The sequence below is a fragment of the Rhizobium sp. WSM1274 genome, assembly GCF_025200775.1.
In the GTDB taxonomy this organism is placed as follows: domain Bacteria; phylum Pseudomonadota; class Alphaproteobacteria; order Rhizobiales; family Rhizobiaceae; genus Rhizobium; species Rhizobium leguminosarum_I.
The window spans coordinates 3,268,040-3,284,755 of the sequence record NZ_CP104138.1 but is presented as its reverse complement, the minus strand read 5'-3'; the positions used below and the strand labels follow the sequence as shown (position 1 = coordinate 3,284,755).

The following is a 16,716-nucleotide window of genomic DNA, read 5'->3' as shown; positions in this document are numbered from 1 at the left end:
CGCCAATCCATCTGCCTCGGGCGCCAATCCGGCTCCCGGCAATCCCACGCAGCAGGATGTGACGGCGGCCGAGACCATGAACGCCGGCGACCGGCAGCAGATGATCCGCGGCATGGTCGAAAGCCTCGATGCCAAGCTCAGCGAGGATCCTGCAGGTGGCATGGGCTTCATCCTCGCCGCCGTGCTGCTTGTCATGTTCGCCTTCAGCCAGTCGGTTGCCTATTTCTACATGCCGGCCGATCTCGCCAAGACGCCGGTGGCGCCGGAAACCCGCATCCGCCTCGGCGGCCTGGTCGGTGAGGGCAGTGTCGTGCGCGGCACCGGCTCGACGGTGGAATTTGCCGTCACCGACGGCAGCGCCAATGCCGTCAAGGTCCAATATACCGGCATCCTCCCCGATCTCTTCCGCGAGGGCCAGGGCGTCGTCACCGAAGGCATGTTCACTGCCGGCACGAACGTCTTCGTCGCCGATACCGTGCTTGCCAAGCATGACGAGACCTATATGCCGAAGGAGGTGGCCGACAAGCTGAAAGCCCAGGGGCTGTGGAAGGAAGGCCAAGGCCAGGAAGGTCAGGGCCAGGAAGTGAAGGAACAGCAAGTGAAGGCGACGCCATGATCATCGAGATCGGCCATTACGCGCTGGTGCTGGCGCTGGCCACGGCGCTCATCCTTTCCATCGTGCCGGTGATCGGAGCCCGTCGTCACGACCGGGCGATGATGGATGTGGCGACGGTCGGCTCGCTGGCGATGTTTGCGCTTGTGGCCTTCTCCTTCGCCGTGCTGACCTATGCCCATGTCGTCTCGGATTTCTCGGTCGAAAACGTCTGGGAGAATTCGCATTCGCTGGTGCCGCTGATCTACAAATACTCCGGCGTCTGGGGCAATCACGAGGGATCGATGATGCTCTGGCTGTTGATCCTGACGCTGTTCAGCGCGCTGGTCGCCGTTTTCGGCCGCAATCTGCCGGAGACGCTGAAGGCCAATGTATTGGCCGTGCAGGCCTGGATTTCGGTCGCCTTCACGCTGTTCATCCTGCTGACCTCCAATCCCTTCCTGCGGCTCGATCCGGCGCCGGCCGAGGGCCGCGATCTCAACCCGGTGCTTCAGGATGTTGGTCTGGCGATCCATCCGCCGCTGCTCTATCTCGGCTATGTCGGCTTCTCCGTCTGCTTCTCCTTTGCCGTTGCTGCCCTCATGGAAGGGCGCATCGACGCTGCCTGGGCACGCTGGGTGCGGCCCTGGACGCTGGCGGCCTGGACCTTCCTGACGCTCGGCATCGCCATGGGCTCCTACTGGGCCTATTACGAGCTCGGCTGGGGCGGCTGGTGGTTCTGGGACCCGGTGGAAAACGCCTCCTTCATGCCGTGGCTCGCCGGCACTGCGCTGCTGCATTCGGCGCTTGTCATGGAAAAGCGCGAGGCGCTGAAGATCTGGACGGTGCTGCTCGCCATCCTCACCTTCTCGCTGTCGCTGATGGGCACCTTCCTGGTGCGCTCCGGCGTGCTGACCTCGGTGCATGCCTTTGCCAGCGACCCATCCCGCGGCGTCTTCATTCTGTGCATCCTGCTGATCTTCATCGGCGGGGCGCTGTCGCTGTTTGCCTTCCGCGCGCCGAAGCTTTCGGCCGGCGGGCTGTTTGCGCCGATCTCGCGCGAGGGCGCGCTCGTCGTCAACAATCTGATCCTGACAGTCGCCTGCGGCACGGTGCTCACAGGCACGCTCTATCCGCTGCTGCTGGAAACGCTGACCGGCGACAAGATCTCCGTCGGGCCGCCCTTCTTCAACCTGACCTTCGGCCTGCTGATGGCACCGCTGATCGTCATCGTACCCTTCGGGCCGATGCTGGCCTGGAAGCGCGGCGATCTGCTGGGTGCCCTGCAGCGGCTCTATGTCGTCGCAGGTCTCGCCTTCCTTGCCGCGCTGATCTTCTTCTATATCGAACATGGCGGGCCGGTGCTCTCAGTGCTCGGCCTGGCTGCCGGGCTGTTCCTCATCCTCGGCGCGGTGGCCGATCTCTGGTACCGCGCTGGTATCGGCAAGGTCGCGGGCAGCCTTGCCTGGCGCCGGCTTTCCGGCCTGCCGCGTTCGGCCTTCGGCACGGCGCTAGCCCATGCCGGGCTCGGCGTCACCGTGCTCGGCATCGTCGCGGTCACGACCTTCCAGAGCGAGCATGTCATCGAGATGAAGCCCGGCGAGGTGACGAAGGCCGGCGGTTACAGCCTGCATTTCGACGGCATGCAGCCGGGGACCGGGCCGAACTATACCGAGGAGCGCGGCCACTTCACCATCCGCCGCGCCGGTGTCGCGGTTGCCGATACCTGGTCGGCCAAGCGCCTCTATACCGCCCGGCAGATGCCGACGACGGAGGCTGGTATTCTGACCTTCGGCCTCAGCCAGCTCTACGTCTCTTTGGGTGACGCCACCAAGGACGGCGGCATCGTCGTGCGCATCTGGTGGAAGCCGTTCATTCTCTGCATCTGGGGCGGCGCGGTGTTCATGGCCTTCGGCGGCCTGGTCTCGCTCAGCGACCGGCGCCTGCGTGTCGGCGCTCCGCGCCGCAAGGCGAAGCCGGCAGCTCCTGCCATGGAGCCGGCGGAATGACGCGCTCACGGCTTTCTTCCCCTTCTCCCCATCGGGGAGAAGATGCCCGAAGGGCAGATGAGGGGGCCGAGCGGCGGAGCTGCGAGGAGCTTGAGCGCAAGCGAAAGGTCGCCTGTGCTGCGAAGGGTGGCCCCCTCATCCGCCCTGTCGGGCACCTTCTCCCCGAGGGGCGAAGGGGAATGCGGCTTCTCTCCCGGCTCCTCATCGTCCTTTTCGTCCTCTTCACGCCCGTCTCCGCCTTCGCCGTCAATCCCGACGAGGTGCTGGCCGATCCAGCTTTGGAAGCCCGCGCTCGCGCTCTCTCGGCCGAACTGCGCTGCATGGTCTGCCAGAACCAGTCGATCGACGATTCCAACGCCGATCTGGCCAAGGACCTGCGGCTGCTGGTGCGCGAGCGCATCAGCGATGGCGACAGCGACGAGGCGGTGCTGAACTACATCGTCTCGCGCTACGGTGAATTCGTGCTTTTGAAACCGCGTCTCAGCCTGAAGACGGGGCTGCTCTGGGGCGCACCGCTGCTGCTGATCCTTGCCGGCGGACGGTCACTGCTGGTCTTTGCCCGCAAGAGGGCCGGCAAACCGACCGGCAGCAAGCTGACGGCCGATGAACAAGCGAAGCTGAGCGAGATGCTTCACAGAAATCGCACTATTTGACGGAGATCAATGGCGGCTCGACGCGGTCGTCCTATCGTCGTCGCAGCAACAATTCCTATAAACGAGGCAGGACAATGCAGGCGAAGGACATAATGACCACGAAGGTGGTGTCGATCGGTCCAGCAGTCAGTATACGCCACGCTGTCGCTGTCATGATGCACAACAACGTCAGCGGCCTTCCTGTCATTGACGACGAAGGCCGCGTCTGCGGAATGCTTACGGAGGGCGACCTGCTGCTGCGAAGAGAGATCCGCTTCGCTCCCCGCGCCGCCCGCGCACCCGAAATCATATCCGAGATCGATCTTGAGCGATATATTTCCAGCAATGGCTGGTGTGTCGCCGATGTCATGTCTCAAGATGTGATCGTGGCGAGCCCCGACAGCGAGGTATCGGATATCGCCGAAAGCCTCCAGGCGCACCGGATCAAGCGGCTGCCTATCGTCGAGGACGGGCGCCTTGTCGGGATTGTCAGCCGCAGGGACATCCTCGGCCTGATCATCGATGCCCAAACGGCACCGTTGCCAAAAGAAGATGAATCGATCAGGCTGGCTGTCCGGACGCGACTGAGGTCGGACTTGGGGATAACGCCTCAGAAGATCCAGGTGACCGTCAAGGACGGCCAGGTGACACTCGATGGCAACGTCGAGTCGGAGCTGAAGCAAAAGGCTGTTCGCACCCTGGTCGAAAGCCTGGGTGTCGGCGCCTATCGTGACCGGCTCCAGATCGCTCGGCTGACCGGGACCGAGGTGGGTTGAGACAGCGCCTCTATGCTGTTTAAAGCGCCGACCAATATCCGCACATCCGCGGAGACCAATTTCTGGATGTCGGAGCATATGCGGCGATAAAGCATCTTATGCTCGCCCGCTGGTGTTCAAGCCGAATCTCGCAAAGATTTAGTGAAATCGCCGCTTGCCTCAACCAGACAATCTCGCAGATTCTGGACACCCGAAATTCTCAAGCTTGCGGCACTGCCGCCCGCGCCTGGCGGCGCGGCTTCGGCTGGCGCTCGTTGGTGAGAGTGAATTTGACGCGAGGAGGCTCGCTCGGTGTTGCGCCCCAAAACCGAGCGAGCCTCTGTCAAGTTTCCCCCCTTGACACGGGAAAATCCCGACCCGCCAAATCGACATACTCAATAGGCGAGGCCGTTTCCTTGATGGAGGTCAAACACGGCTGGCAGAGGCAGCGTTCATTCGGCGGCAATGATCTCTTCCAAAATGGGCAGAAAATCAATCGTGAGGCTTTTCTCGTCGATCGGTCGGACATGTCTCAAGAGGATTCGTCCCGTGCGATCGATAATAAATGTTTCCGGGACGCCCTAGGCTCCCCAGTCGATCGAGCTTCTTCCCGTGGTGTCGATTCCGATCGCCGCGAACGGATTGCCGTTTTCCACAGCGATTGGAACGGGGGAATTTCGTGACTGGTCCGATGCGCTCGCCAGTCGGTGTTCAGCTTTCACCCAACTTGATCAGGATCAAATACGCCGCAACCACCGCAATGTACTGCTCGAATCGAACAGGGAGCGTGCACATGGATTTCGAAGCGTTTTTCAAAGACGAGTTGGACGGGCTTCATAGCGAAGGCCGTTACCGCGTTTTTGCCGATCTCGAACGTCACCGCGGCAATTTCCCCCGCGCGACGCGTCACACCGCGGATGGCCAAAAGGAGGTCACGGTCTGGTGCTCCAACGACTATCTCGGCATGGGCCAGCATCCGAAGGTGATCGAGGCGATGAAGAACGCCATCGACCACTGTGGCGCGGGTGCGGGAGGCACCCGGAATATTTCTGGCACCAACCACCATCACGTCATGCTCGAGCGTGAGCTTGCCGATCTGCACGGCAAGGAAGCAGCGCTGATCTTCACCTCGGGCTATGTCTCCAACTGGGCAGCGCTCGGCACGCTCGGCGCCAAGATCCCCGGCCTGATCATCTTCTCCGACGCGTTGAACCATGCCTCGATGATCGAGGGCATCCGCTATGCCAAGTGCGACAAGGTGATCTGGAAGCACAATGACGTGGCCGATCTCGAAGCCAAGCTCAAGGCCGCCGATCCGAAGGCGCCGAAGCTGATCGCCTTCGAGAGCGTCTATTCGATGGATGGCGATATCGCCCCGATCAAGGAAATCTGCGACCTCGCCGACAAATACGGGGCGATGACCTATCTCGACGAAGTGCATGGCGTCGGCATGTATGGCCCGCGCGGCGGCGGCATTGCCGAGCGCGAAGGGCTGATGGACCGGCTGACCGTGATCGAGGGCACGCTCGGCAAGGCGTTCGGGGTGATGGGCGGCTATATCGCCGCGTCGACGGCGCTTTGCGATTTCATCCGCTCGTTTGCGTCCGGCTTCATCTTCACCACGGCGCTGCCGCCGGCGCTGGCAGCCGGCGCCGTCGCCTCGATCCAGCACCTGAAGGTCAGCCAGTTCGAGCGCGCCCGCCATCAGGACCGTGTCCGCAAGCTGAGGGCGCTGCTCGACCAGCGCGGCATTCCGCATATGCCCAATCCGAGCCATATCGTGCCGGTGCTGGTCGGCGATGCGGCCAAGTGCAAGTGGATCTCCGACCTGCTGCTCGACAATTGCGGCGTTTACGTTCAGCCGATCAACTATCCCACCGTGCCGAAGAAGACCGAGCGCCTGCGCATCACGCCGACGCCGCTGCATTCCGACGCCGATATCGCCCATCTGGTCGAGGCGCTGCATTCGCTCTGGTCGCGCTGCGCGCTCGCAAGGCACGTCGCCTGATGCATTGAGGACACTTCCGTTCTTTAACGAAGGCATGACCCATCGTCTGCTTGCTAAATTCAGACGTCGTGCAGCCCTCTACATTTTTTCAGGTCTCAGGTGCGGGATCGCGCCTCCGGCAAGACGAGGATGTATCGCCATTATTATTGATCGCGATCAAAGACAGAGCCGCCTTCCCACAAGAAGAGTGCCACGGAATGAAGTCGGAGACCAAGACATTGATGATTGCAAAGCACGACTGCCGTTCCGCCGGCCCGTTGGAAGGCGCCACGGATACATGCGGCGGAAATTCCGCGAAGCGGAGGATCGGCGGCCTGATGCGTTTGCGACCATTGCTTCGCAATCATCGGCCGCTGGTGGTGTGCGCGGGTGTTTCGCTGACCTGTGCGGCTTTGATATCGCTTGCGCTCCCGTTGGCGGTTCGCAGGATGATAGACAATGGCTTCAGCCAGGCTGATGGCGCGTTCGTCAACCGTTACTTCATGATGCTAATGATCCTCGCGATCGGACTCGCGGTAGCAAGCGCCTGCCGATACTACTTCGTCACGACGCTTGGGGAACGGATCGTTGGCGATCTCCGGATAATGGTCTTCCACAAGATCACCCGTCTCCCCGCGAGTTTCTTCGATGCAAACCGGTCGGGGGAAATCGCCTCGCGGCTGACCGCCGACGCTGCTCACATTAAGACAGCGACGAGTCTCGCCGCATCCGTAGCGTTGAGAAACTCCATCCTCTGCGTCGGCGCTCTTGCCATGATGTTCGTCACAAGCCCCGCTTTGTCCGCGATCACCATGGGCGCCATTCCCTTAGTCGTGGCCCCGCTGGTGGTATTCGGACGCTCGGTTCGGAAGCGGTCGAGGGCCGCTCAGGACGCCCTGGCCAATGCATCCGCTTACGCGGCCGAAATCATAGCCGGAAGCCGCACCGTCCAGGCATTCAACGGCGAGGAGATCGCCTGTCGCCGATACTCAAAGGATATAGAGGAGTCCTATCGAAGCGCAGTCGTCGCTTCGCGCTCGCGGGCAGTCCTTACGGCGGTTGCAATCGCTCTAATATTCGGAAGCGTCGTCGGAGTGCTATGGATTGGGGCGCACAGCCTGCTTAGCGGAACGCTTTCTGCCGGTAATCTCAGTCAGTTTCTAATCTATGCCGTGATCGCGGCGGGCTCGCTCGGGTCGCTCTCCGAAGTCTGGGGCGAAATGGCCCAGGCTGCCGGAGCGGCTGGACGGCTTTTCGAGCTATTGGACGAACAAGGAAGCGTCCGTCAGCGTGGTTCCGTCAGACCGATCGGTCAGGTACGGGGCGACGTTCAGATCGCGGATCTCCATTTCGCCTATCCTGGCTCGCCTGAAAGAGAAGTCCTTAGAGGCCTCTCGCTGCGGGTCGCGGCCGGCGAGACGGTCGCGATCGTCGGCCCATCGGGATCGGGGAAGAGTACCGTTCTCTCGTTGTTGCTCGGTTTCTATGACGACTACTCGGGCAGCATCGCGATCGACGGGCGGGATATCAGATCGACCACGCCCGAAGATCTTCGGAAGGAGATTTCCGTCGTCCCGCAGGACGTGACGATCTTCGGCGCCTCGATCGCTGAAAACATCGCATTCGGTCGTCCTGACGCCACGGAGGCGGAAATAGCGGCAGCTGCCGCCAAAGCGCGGGCGGACGCTTTTGTCGCCGCGCTTCCAAAGGCATATGAAACCGTCGTCGGCGAACGCGGTCTGACGCTCTCCGGAGGACAACGCCAGAGGATAGCGATTGCACGCGCGCTGCTCAAAGATGCTCCAATCCTCCTTCTCGACGAGGCGACCGCCTCGTTGGACGCCGAGAACGAGCAGCTCGTTCAACGGGGATTGGAAGGACTCATGAGCGGTCGGACGACGATCGTTATTGCGCACTGGCTCGCCACCGTTCTCAATGCCGACCGCATCCTGGTCATGGACAAGGGCAGGATCGTGGAGGAGGGTACACATGCGTCGCTAGTTCGACAGGGGGGACTTTACGCAAGACTCGCGGAGTTGCAGTTCAATGTCACCACCCAGCCCGAACAGGATGCCGCCTGATGAAGTTGGGAGGAGCTGCACAGAACCAAATCAAGATCGATACGCGAGCGAGCCCGCTTGGGCTTGCCCAGGCGAAGGAGGTGGCCGGCCGGCTCGCCGCCTACCACGGTCTTCCTGGTGACTGCTTCGAGATCCTGCCTCTGACGACCAGAGGCGATCGGATTGACGAACGGCCGTTGCCAGAGGTCGGAGTGAAAGGCCTTTTTACAATTGAACTGGAGGAAAGGCTCCTTTCAGGAGACCTTGATCTTGCGGTGCATTCGGCCAAGGACGTCGCCACGACCCTTCCGGACGGGCTGCACCTCAGCGCGTTCCTGCCGAGGGAGGACGTGCGCGATGTGTTGATCTCACGCAGCGGATATCGATTGTGGGAGCTGCCGCCTGGCGCCGTGGTCGGTACGTCGTCGATCCGACGCGCAGCGCTTGTCGCAATGCACCGGCCAGATCTAGATATCGTTCCATTTCGGGGATTCGTCGGTACGCGGCTGCAGAAGCTCGAGAGTGGGGTTGTTGACGCGACGCTGCTTGCGATGGCGGGACTGAACCGACTGGGCATGTCCGACGCCGCGACGGAGATTTTGAACCCGCGCGATTTCCCACCTTCGCCCGCGCAGGGAGCCATCTGTATCGAGAATGTCGTCGCGAATGACCGAATAACTGAACTGGTATCAGCTCTAAACGATGCAAGCACGGCCGATGCCGTTCGCTGCGAGCGTGCCTTCCTTCGAACCCTCAACGGCTCGTGCCGAACGCCGATCGGAGCGCTCGCGGTCTGTCATGGAAGCGAGATTCTGCTTCGCGGTCTGAGCATTGATGCTGATGGGCGGAACCCTCGGCGCGTGACCGTGCGTGGCGCTCGGACAGTCCCGGCGGCGCTGGGCGAAGAGGCCGGTCGGATGGTCCTGGCCGGGGTGGGGATGGCGTCCGGACACGTTTAGAGGGATCGGGTGGCGTCAAGTTCCCATGGACGTGCATACGACGTCGGATCTTTCGAGGCCGGTAAACCGATCGGTAAAATGCAAGCGATCTCAATGAGCCCGAGATACCCGGGGAGGAACCGTTCCCCGATCAGGAACCAGACAAGGGCGCCGCGCTATCAGCCAGATGTCGTCCCACTGCCCGACGTGGGGAATAATCAGCGATGGGCTTTTGCGCCACGATCCTGTGCCCGTCCAATTGCATCGACCTGACTTGGTGATCGATGGCGTCGTCTTCAATCACCGTCTTTAGCTGACGCCGATTGGGCGGCGGTGTCGGCGCCGTCGGAGCCTAACGCGGGTGACATCCGGACGGCCAACATCGATCATGTTGAACGCGCCATGCCGCACCACTGGGCGGCCATGACCGCAAATGTTCCGCGGCCATGTTCCTCCCTCAGTCAATGCGCCATGAAAATCGGCATGCTGCTTTGCTCTATCATGTTGCGCGTCACGCCTCCGAAGAGCGTCTGCTGCCAGCGAGGGTGATTGTATGCGCCCATGACGACCAGATCGGCGTTGACGTCCATCGCATGCCGCCTCAGGACCTCGTCGGCGGTGTTTCCGCCACTGGCCACGCGATCCACCTGAACCTTGACCCCGTGACGGGAGAGGAAGCTCGCGATGTCGGCGCCTGGTTCTTCTCCATTCACCCGCTCTCGCGAGACCGGATCGACCATCGTCACGTAGACGCAGTCCGCCGTCTTCAGCAGGTCGAGGGCCTGCCTTGCAGCACGCGACGCCTCGTCGCTCGAATCCCACGCCAGTACGATCGATTTTGAAGTTGAAGAGAGCGGCCGCCGTCCGCGGTTGATGATGATTGGCGTCGGCGTGTGGAACAGAGCGCCATCCATGACCCTTTTCTGGAGTTCCTCGTCCTTGCACGCTTGGCGGCCGACGAGAACGACGTCGGCGTAGAGCGCCCGTTCTGCAACGTCCTCCCGTGCAAAAGCATATTCCGTATAGACGTCCTGCACGTCGTAGGACAGGTCGGTGCGCGAGAGATACGCCTTGATCTCTTCGGCTTTCTTGACGATTTCCTCGATTTCGCGCTGGCGTTCTTCCAGCCAGACGGTCGACAGGGAGTTATATTCTCCCATCATGGGCGACGCGCCCATGCAGATCACGACCGCGCTGAGATGCGCTCCTGAGGCTCCGCAAAACTCGACGGCGGCCTTCAGGTCTTCATCGAAATATTTGGAACTCAGGATGCTCAATACCGTGCGAATGGACATTTCGATCACCTCTCTTGTTGAATATCGAAAGGATAACGGCGCATGCGCTGACGTCTTTGATCTTCGTCAAGCAACACGGGATGAACGATCGCGGTCGTCCCGGCGGACGAGGGTTCGTTTGCAAGCAGTGCGCGCAGCAGCCTGCGCGCCCTCTCGCGGACCAGGCCGCCGTCCAGCACCTGTCGAGATCGGCATGGGCGTCCAGAGCGATGTCCGTGCCATCAGGCAGGCGAATTTCAGTCACCGTCTGCACGTTGCTGGTCAAGGTACCCGTCTTGTCCGTGGCGATCATCGTGGTCGAACCCAGGGTCTCCACCGCCGGCATGCTTCGGACGATGACATTGCGGCCGGCCATCCGCCGCATGCTGACGGCAAGCGCGACGGAAATGGCGATCGGAAGCCCTTCCGGCACAGCACTCACCGCCAGACCTACGGACATCATGACCAGATCGTGCAGAGGGAGGCCCCGCATGAAGCCGGCGACGACCAGCACCAATGCCGCCAATCCTACGAAAAGAGCGAGCGCGTTCGTGAACTTCAGCAGACGGGCGACAAGCGGAGGCTGCGAGGAATCGGCTCTTCCCAACTCGGCGGCGATGACCCTGGCCGACGGCTGCTCGAGCTTGCGAAGGGCGGCGGCCGCCCGATCCGCAGAATACTCCTGATACGTGCCGATGGAGGCATTGATCAGAAGCACGACGAGAATGAACAGGGCGTCCTCGATCCTGCCGGTCGCAAACGAGAGCGCCGACGCCAGCAAAAGAATGTAAATGATCGGGTTGCGAAATTGGATGAGGAACACCTTCAGCGGCGATGGCGGCTCAGGCTCGGGCAGCGTGTTTGGCCCGAACTCGGCAAGGCGTTCCGCGGCCTCGACGTCGGTCAGACCGATCACCGTAGGTGTGGTGGGGGCGGGTGTCTGCGCCGTGAGATTCATCATGGGCTCCGGGCTTGTCGCAACGATTTCACTGAAAGCTCGCGCGACAGCCTATGTGCCCCTGCGCAGGCGGCATTGACCGGGATCAAGGAGCTCCGATCGCATTGAGATATGCTGCAGACGACTTGTGGGCCGAGGCATATGCGGCAATGGCGTTTCGAAGGCGGTGCGTTTGGTTCGGTATTACGACGGCATCGCGTGTGGACCCAGATTGATCCGGCATGATTGAAAGGCGATCAAAATGAATAAAAGCTTGGTACAGACGGTGTTGCAGACGATGAAGGATGACCTTGTCCGCCGTCTCGGAGCGATCGATGCGGACCTCTGCGTGGCGCTCGAGAAGGACAGCGAGGAGCGCGCGACCCAGGTTGAGAACGACGAAGTTCTCCGCGAGATGCAAGCCGAAGGGCGCGACCAGATTGCGGCCATCGACGCGGCCATCGACCGGCTGAACGACGGCACATATGGGCGATGCGTCAAATGCCACCATCCGATCGGCAAGGAGCGGCTGACTGCGGTTCCCTACACGCCGTTCTGCATCGATTGCGCAAAATCGTTCCGCTGACTTCCGGATTGATGGGAGGGTGAAAGGTGGCTATAGCGGCGGCTTGGAGGGCTGGTAGGTGGACGTGGCCTCAGGGCCGGGTGTTGCGACTGAGGGACGGGAGCTCCGGATCGGGCCTTCTGGTGCTGTCGTCGCTTCTTGCACTAATGATCGCATTTGCCTTCTATCTCGCGGGCAACGGCCTTGGATACAAGGCAGTCCTCATCGGCTGCACCAGTCTGATCCTCGCGGCTCTCTGCGTTGAGATCGCCAGGAAGCTGCGGAAGCAGGAATACGGCCTGGATCTGATCGCGGCGATGGCCATGGGGTCTTCCTTATGGTTCGGCGAATATCTTGCCGGAGCGATCGTCGGTCTCATGTATTCCGGCGGTCAGTTTCTCGAGGCATACGCACATCGTCGCGCCGACGAGGGCATGTCGGCTTTGCTGGCGCAAGTTCCGCGGACGGCCATTCGGCTTGCCGGAACCGGTTTCGAAGAAATTCCGATCGAGACGGTCGCGGTCGGCGACGTACTCCTGATACGCAAGGGCGACGTCGTACCGGCCGACGGGGCGCTCCTCGGCGAAGTCGCGACGATCGACCAGGCGGTGCTGACCGGAGAGCCTTTCCCGGTGCGCATCGCCAGGGATGGCAAGATTTCGAGCGGCGCTACGAACGAGGGCGATGCGATCGAAATCCGCGTTCTGAGCCGCGCCGAGGACAGCACCTATGCGGGTATAGTCAGGCTCGTGGAAGCATCGAGGCGATCCAAGGCGAAGCTGATGCGCCTGGCCGACCGGTTCTCGGTCTGGTTCCTGTTCGCCACGGTGGCGATTGCAGGAGTCTCGGCATTGATGTCCGGAGACATGGCAAGGATCGTGGCCGTGCTGGTCGTCGCCACGCCCTGTCCGTTGATCCTGGCGGTACCCGTCGCACTTGCGGCAGGTACTTCAAAAGCCGCCAAAGAGGGCGTTCTGGTGAAGGGTGCGGGACCTCTCGAGGCACTCGCCCAGGCCACCGTGGCGGTTTTAGACAAGACGGGGACGCTCACCGCGGGACAGCCGGAAGTAGGCCACATCGAGGGCACGGTGCGTCCCGACAGGATCCTGCGGCTGGCCGCCTCGCTGGACCAGGCGTCGGGGCACGTGGTCGGGCGCGCGCTGGTGGACGAGGCGCATAGACGTGGGTTGCTACTGAGCCGCCCATCGGAGGTGACCGAGACCGCCGGATCCGGAATTTCCGGGATTGTCGATGGCGTGCGTGTCGGCGTCGGAGGAGACACGTATTTCGGAGAAGCGCCGCCGTCCGAGCCGAACGGGTCAATCAGCGCAATGCGCATAAAGGTGCTGTTTGACGGCACGCCGGCTGGCACGATCACGCTCGAAGACCGGCTTCGCGAAGATGCTGTCCAACTCGTCGCCCAGCTCAGGGCGTCGGGAATCTCTCGAATAGTCCTGGCTTCTGGTGACGGGTTGGCTATCGCGACAGCCATAGCTCGCTCGCTTGGCTTGGACGACGTTGCGGCGAGGCTCGCTCCCGCAGACAAAGTCGCAGTCGTCGAAAAGGAGCGCGTCCACGGGAAAGTGCTGATGGTCGGCGACGGCGTGAACGACGCGCCGGCGCTGGCGGCGGCCGACGTCGGAATCGCGGTCGGTGTCGAGAACCTTGCGGCGGCCGCGGAGGCCGCGGATATCGTGCTCGTCCGGGACGATCTCGCCAAGATAGCGACGGCGATCGGCATCGCGCGTCGTTCCCGCAAGATCGCGCTTCAAAGCATCTATGCCGGCATAGGTCTCTCGCTCCTCGCGATGGGGTTCGCGGGAGCGGGATACCTTCCGCCAGTCGCCGGCGCATTGCTTCAGGAGGCCATCGACGTTGCCGTCATTCTCAACGCCCTTCGCGCCCTCTAATGGGCGAGAAGCACCGGCAGTTCGGCCTTGACGAGCAGTTCGCGAGTAACGCCGCCGAGGATAAACTCACGAAGCCGCGAATGGCCAAATCCGCCCGCGACCAGAAGGTCCGCCTTTCGTTCCAGCGCCGCCGATTGGATGGCAGCTGTCGCGGTCTCGCCGAGTGCCTGGATCGATACGTCATCCACGTCGAGTCCCGAATGCTTCAAAGAAGAGATCAGGAGGGCGCGGTTCGCCTCGTCGATCTCCTTATCGTCGGTGATCGAGATGACCTGCACCTTGATCGCGCGTTCGATGAAGACCCGTGCGCAGGAAAGAGCGCGCGCTGCAGTGGCACTGCCGTCCCAGGCGACGGCGATCGTGTCCACACGAGAGTAGACGCTGGTGACTGGAAATAGCACGAGCGGACGGCCGCTTCCGAATAGCAGCGTTTCGGAGAGCTGTCGGGAGAGCTCCGAGGCTTCGACGATGGAAAGGTCGTAGCACTTGGCAATTTCAGAAAAGCATTCATAGACGAACGGTTCCCTGACCTTGAATCCGTGGATTCGCACCTCGAAGCCAGTTTCCGAAATAGCGTCGGCGACGTGTTCCCGCAGCGAAGTCCCGCTGTCCCGGCTATACCGCTCTGCTTGTTCCCGCCATGTGTCGACATCGATAAAAGTGGGAAAGGGCTGATGGACCTGGGGGATCCGGACTTGCGGGATGCTGGCGACGAGATCGGCGTCGTTCTGCCGAGCGAGGTCGATCGCGTTGTCGATGACGGTGAAGGAACTCGGGTCGGGATAGGTCGATAACGGAAGATGGAACTGCGCCTTCATGCTGGCCTCCTGAGGTTAAACAGCCGTCATGATGCATGCCGCGGAGAGAGTTTGCATTGCGCTTTGTCAAGGCCGCGGCGCAACGGAGCTCCTATGATCGTGCCTTCATTAAAGCTGGAGAACACGGCCATGACGATCAAGCTGACGGAGATCAACCCCGGTGAGTGCTACCGAATCCTTGAGAACGAACGCTTCGGTCATCTCGCCTGCTGCAAGGATGGGCAGCCTTACGTGGCGGCGATCTATTTCGCCTTTTCCGGCGGCGTCGCCTATAGCTTCACCATGCCCGGCAAGAAGCTCGACTGGATGCGGGGGAATGACAAGGTCTGTCTTCACGTCGAGCAGCGTTCGAGCAGTGGCGGGTGGACGAGCATCGTCGTCGAAGGCAGGTTCGAGGAGTTTCCGGACAGCGATGCGCGACGAAGCGAAAGGCTACACGCGTGGTCGCTTCTCCAAAAGTATTCGGACTGGTGGGAGATCGGCTCTATGAAGCCCAACGAGATCCCGATGTCCGATGGTTCTCCTCACGTCTTCTACGGCATTGCCGTCACGGCCGTGTCGGGACGCAGCGCAGTCAGAACGAAATGACCGTCGACGCTCGAGCCGAACCCAACCCACATCCCTCAAGCGGAGCACCACATGACATATCTCCCCAGTCCAAGCGCCACATTCAACTTCACCCTCGCACCCGCATTTTGTGCAGGGGCTCTGATCCAAGAGCAGATCTTCGTCACGTCGGCCACGATCACCACGGATTTGACGGCGTCCGCCGTTCGGCGAGGGCTTCGATGCTTTGAATTTCTGACAAGACTTGGCTGCAGCATCGACCACGGCGATGCGGTCGAGGTCCTTTCGGACTTCGTCGAGACCGAGCTGGAGGAATATCCTAAGGAGGTGTCGCGGCTTTGCGAGACCGGGTCACGACTGTTGTCGCATACCGCCGAACTGTATCGTGACATCGCCGCCGGTCAGGTCAGGGAGGCTGAGGCGAAGAGGGTCGTGTGAAGCGCGCTGTTCACCGGGTCGTTCGCAAGACGAGCACGGAGCATGGTGCGCGCTGCACGACGTGATCCACGACCGAGCCAAAGACCCGGTCGAGCACGTCGTCCCGGTGAGAGGCAATCACGACGAGATCGGCGGCGGTCACCTTCTCGATGGCCACGATGATCTGAGACGGGTTGCCCGCCCTGACGTGTATAGAAGCAGGAGTGTCGGTCGACCGCAGGGCTTCCGAAAGTCTGGTCTCAGCGGCGGCCATCACCTCGATCGCCCAATCGTCCGGCGAGGCGGACGAGGGTAGGCCCTCCACCGCGTGAACGAGGTGGAGGCTTCCGTTGTGCGCGAGCTGCGCGCGGGCCGTTTCGATAAGCTGGAGCATGCGTTGCCGGGATCCTCGGCCGATGGCGCAGACGACTGTGGCGAACATCTCAGTATATGTCCTTTCCAGACAGGCTGACGAACTCGGTCGTCAGGCCCTCGCCATGCGCTTCCTTGAGAAGCCGATCGGCGCTCATGATGTCGAGACACATGCTGCCAGTGAAAGATTGCCGCAGCGCGCAGCAGAAATGGTCTCTCGCCCATGCCTGGCCCCGCGGCGTCGCCGCCGTCACCTCCCAGCGATCCTCGTCCCGACGTTCGAGAACAAGGTCTGCCGATGTTCGCTCGACCGGGGAAGCGGTCGTGGCTACGTCGGCTGCGGTGTTGCGTGTCTTTTCGTGTTCGCGCATGTCCGTCTCCTTTGGATGAGGTCGTGGCGCTGTGTCCAGGGAGGCTATCGGACCTCAGGCATTCCGTCTTTGACGAGCATCAATCCGGATGTTTGACCCGGATCAAGCGAAGGTCGGGAAGGCGATGAGATTCCGCTGACTATGAAGGGACACGTTAGGGCAATGGTGCTTGACGAGGGGCCGTACGATTCGCCTCGGGGGTTGGGCCACGCCCGCGGCACTGCGAATTTTGCCGCGGGTCGCGGATAATCTATGCGACGAGCCCGGCTTCACCGGCTACACGCGACGGCGGTTTCGCAACGCGATCGATCGCCAGGATCGGAGTATTCTCGATGGCGAAGGCCGCCGCATCCGATGCGTCACCAGCGTCCATGCTCTTGTGGATGCAACGAGGCCTTCCTGCAGCAACTCTTAGGCGCCCGACGGCTAAGCGTCCGTCGTCGAGCTTGTCTTTGACCTTCGTCAACGTACGATCGCCTGCGGCGGCGTAGGTTCGTGACAACAGTAGGAGT

The 16,716-nt window shown here is 61.7% G+C and carries 17 protein-coding genes and 1 pseudogene; 12 read left to right on the top strand and 6 right to left on the bottom strand.

The genetic code is table 11. The features are described from left to right. Positions 1 to 112: 112 nt before the first annotated feature. The 8 genes from ccmE (at position 113) to hemC (ending at position 8,994) form a co-directional block, all read left to right on the top strand. On the top strand, positions 113 to 616 hold the full coding sequence (ccmE, locus tag N2600_RS16525) for a cytochrome c maturation protein CcmE (protein WP_260298838.1): 504 nt from the start codon (positions 113 to 115) through the stop codon (positions 614 to 616). Beyond that, positions 613 to 2,601: a heme lyase CcmF/NrfE family subunit gene (locus N2600_RS16520; RefSeq protein WP_260296828.1), complete on the top strand. Its 1,989-nt coding sequence runs from the start codon at positions 613 to 615 to the stop codon at positions 2,599 to 2,601. The genes ccmE and N2600_RS16520 overlap by 4 nt, the downstream gene beginning before the upstream one ends. A 179-nt stretch (positions 2,602 to 2,780) precedes the next feature. Then, on the top strand, positions 2,781 to 3,254 hold the full coding sequence (locus N2600_RS16515; protein WP_260296827.1) for a cytochrome c-type biogenesis protein: 474 nt from the start codon (positions 2,781 to 2,783) through the stop codon (positions 3,252 to 3,254). A 74-nt stretch (positions 3,255 to 3,328) separates the two neighbouring features. Continuing rightward, a complete protein-coding gene (locus N2600_RS16510; protein ID WP_260109228.1) occupies positions 3,329 to 4,009 on the top strand; it encodes a CBS domain-containing protein in 681 nt (226 codons plus the stop codon). A gap of 395 nt (positions 4,010 to 4,404) precedes the next feature. Further along, positions 4,405 to 4,671, top strand: coding sequence for a hypothetical protein (locus N2600_RS16505; RefSeq protein ID WP_260296826.1), 267 nt, complete (start codon positions 4,405 to 4,407; stop codon positions 4,669 to 4,671). Positions 4,672 to 4,781: 110 nt separating this feature from the next. Then, a complete protein-coding gene (gene hemA, locus N2600_RS16500; protein ID WP_260296825.1) occupies positions 4,782 to 5,996 on the top strand; it encodes a 5-aminolevulinate synthase in 1,215 nt (404 codons plus the stop codon). Positions 5,997 to 6,313: 317 nt separating this feature from the next. Continuing rightward, positions 6,314 to 8,056, top strand: coding sequence for an ABC transporter transmembrane domain-containing protein (locus N2600_RS16495; protein WP_260298837.1), 1,743 nt, complete (start codon positions 6,314 to 6,316; stop codon positions 8,054 to 8,056). Beyond that, on the top strand, positions 8,056 to 8,994 hold the full coding sequence (gene hemC, locus N2600_RS16490; RefSeq protein ID WP_260296824.1) for a hydroxymethylbilane synthase: 939 nt from the start codon (positions 8,056 to 8,058) through the stop codon (positions 8,992 to 8,994). Before N2600_RS16495 ends, hemC begins: the two co-directional genes overlap by 1 nt. A 440-nt stretch (positions 8,995 to 9,434) precedes the next feature. Here hemC and N2600_RS16485 read toward each other — a convergent pair whose 3' ends face one another. Together N2600_RS16485 and N2600_RS16480 are read right to left on the bottom strand one after the other, a co-directional pair. Continuing rightward, positions 9,435 to 10,268, bottom strand: coding sequence for a universal stress protein (locus N2600_RS16485; RefSeq protein ID WP_222387067.1), 834 nt, complete (start codon positions 10,266 to 10,268; stop codon positions 9,435 to 9,437). Between the two features lie 101 nt (positions 10,269 to 10,369). Then, positions 10,370 to 11,208: pseudogene (locus N2600_RS16480) on the bottom strand (HAD-IC family P-type ATPase); the annotation flags it as partial. Positions 11,209 to 11,446: 238 nt separating this feature from the next. Between N2600_RS16480 and N2600_RS16475 the strand changes: the two are divergent. Both N2600_RS16475 and N2600_RS16470 read left to right on the top strand, forming a co-directional pair. Further along, positions 11,447 to 11,770 (top strand): TraR/DksA family transcriptional regulator, encoded by a 324-nt coding sequence (locus N2600_RS16475; protein ID WP_260296823.1) that lies wholly within the window; start codon positions 11,447 to 11,449, stop codon positions 11,768 to 11,770. A 26-nt stretch (positions 11,771 to 11,796) separates the two neighbouring features. After that, positions 11,797 to 13,659 (top strand): heavy metal translocating P-type ATPase, encoded by a 1,863-nt coding sequence (locus N2600_RS16470; protein ID WP_311319291.1) that lies wholly within the window; start codon positions 11,797 to 11,799, stop codon positions 13,657 to 13,659. Here the strand turns inward: N2600_RS16470 and N2600_RS16465 are convergent. After that, positions 13,656 to 14,477 (bottom strand): universal stress protein, encoded by an 822-nt coding sequence (locus tag N2600_RS16465; protein WP_260296821.1) that lies wholly within the window; start codon positions 14,475 to 14,477, stop codon positions 13,656 to 13,658. The two genes, N2600_RS16470 and N2600_RS16465, sit on opposite strands and share 4 nt — an antisense overlap. 129 nt (positions 14,478 to 14,606) lie before the next feature. Here N2600_RS16465 and N2600_RS16460 point away from each other — a divergent pair, with 129 nt between their 5' ends. Beyond that, complete coding sequence (locus N2600_RS16460; protein WP_260109222.1) at positions 14,607 to 15,065, top strand: pyridoxamine 5'-phosphate oxidase family protein; 459 nt, start codon at positions 14,607 to 14,609, stop codon at positions 15,063 to 15,065. Between the two features lie 51 nt (positions 15,066 to 15,116). Further along, positions 15,117 to 15,482, top strand: a complete 366-nt coding sequence (locus N2600_RS16455) for a hypothetical protein (RefSeq protein WP_260296820.1) — start codon at positions 15,117 to 15,119, stop codon at positions 15,480 to 15,482. A 10-nt stretch (positions 15,483 to 15,492) separates the two neighbouring features. Here the strand turns inward: N2600_RS16455 and N2600_RS16450 are convergent, their stop codons facing one another. The 3 genes from N2600_RS16450 to N2600_RS16440 form a co-directional block, all read right to left on the bottom strand. After that, the gene (locus tag N2600_RS16450; protein ID WP_260296819.1) at positions 15,493 to 15,903 is read right to left on the bottom strand and encodes a universal stress protein; all 411 of its coding nucleotides are present in this window, start codon (positions 15,901 to 15,903) and stop codon (positions 15,493 to 15,495) included. Position 15,904: 1 nt separating this feature from the next. Next, positions 15,905 to 16,204, bottom strand: coding sequence for a hypothetical protein (locus N2600_RS16445; RefSeq protein ID WP_017965682.1), 300 nt, complete (start codon positions 16,202 to 16,204; stop codon positions 15,905 to 15,907). Positions 16,205 to 16,454: 250 nt separating this feature from the next. Next, positions 16,455 to 16,670: a hypothetical protein gene (locus tag N2600_RS16440; protein WP_162116424.1), complete on the bottom strand. Its 216-nt coding sequence runs from the start codon at positions 16,668 to 16,670 to the stop codon at positions 16,455 to 16,457. Between the last annotated feature and the right edge of the window lie 46 nt (positions 16,671 to 16,716).

Bases quoted from the DNA above. Each gene is read 5' to 3' on its own strand.
- ccmE (WP_260298838.1), top strand. From the start codon at position 113: ATGGTCGAAAGCCTCGATGCCAAGCTCAGCGAGGATCCTGCAGGTGGC.
- N2600_RS16520 (WP_260296828.1), top strand. From the start codon at position 613: ATGATCATCGAGATCGGCCATTACGCGCTGGTGCTGGCGCTGGCCACG.
- N2600_RS16515 (WP_260296827.1), top strand. From the start codon at position 2,781: ATGCGGCTTCTCTCCCGGCTCCTCATCGTCCTTTTCGTCCTCTTCACG.
- N2600_RS16510 (WP_260109228.1), top strand. From the start codon at position 3,329: ATGCAGGCGAAGGACATAATGACCACGAAGGTGGTGTCGATCGGTCCA.
- hemA (WP_260296825.1), top strand. From the start codon at position 4,782: ATGGATTTCGAAGCGTTTTTCAAAGACGAGTTGGACGGGCTTCATAGC.
- N2600_RS16495 (WP_260298837.1), top strand. From the start codon at position 6,314: ATGCGTTTGCGACCATTGCTTCGCAATCATCGGCCGCTGGTGGTGTGC.
- hemC (WP_260296824.1), top strand. From the start codon at position 8,056: ATGAAGTTGGGAGGAGCTGCACAGAACCAAATCAAGATCGATACGCGA.
- N2600_RS16485 (WP_222387067.1), bottom strand. From the start codon at position 10,268: ATGTCCATTCGCACGGTATTGAGCATCCTGAGTTCCAAATATTTCGAT.
- N2600_RS16475 (WP_260296823.1), top strand. From the start codon at position 11,447: ATGAATAAAAGCTTGGTACAGACGGTGTTGCAGACGATGAAGGATGAC.
- N2600_RS16465 (WP_260296821.1), bottom strand. From the start codon at position 14,477: ATGAAGGCGCAGTTCCATCTTCCGTTATCGACCTATCCCGACCCGAGT.
- N2600_RS16460 (WP_260109222.1), top strand. From the start codon at position 14,607: ATGACGATCAAGCTGACGGAGATCAACCCCGGTGAGTGCTACCGAATC.
- N2600_RS16455 (WP_260296820.1), top strand. From the start codon at position 15,117: ATGACATATCTCCCCAGTCCAAGCGCCACATTCAACTTCACCCTCGCA.
- N2600_RS16450 (WP_260296819.1), bottom strand. From the start codon at position 15,903: ATGTTCGCCACAGTCGTCTGCGCCATCGGCCGAGGATCCCGGCAACGC.
- N2600_RS16445 (WP_017965682.1), bottom strand. From the start codon at position 16,204: ATGCGCGAACACGAAAAGACACGCAACACCGCAGCCGACGTAGCCACG.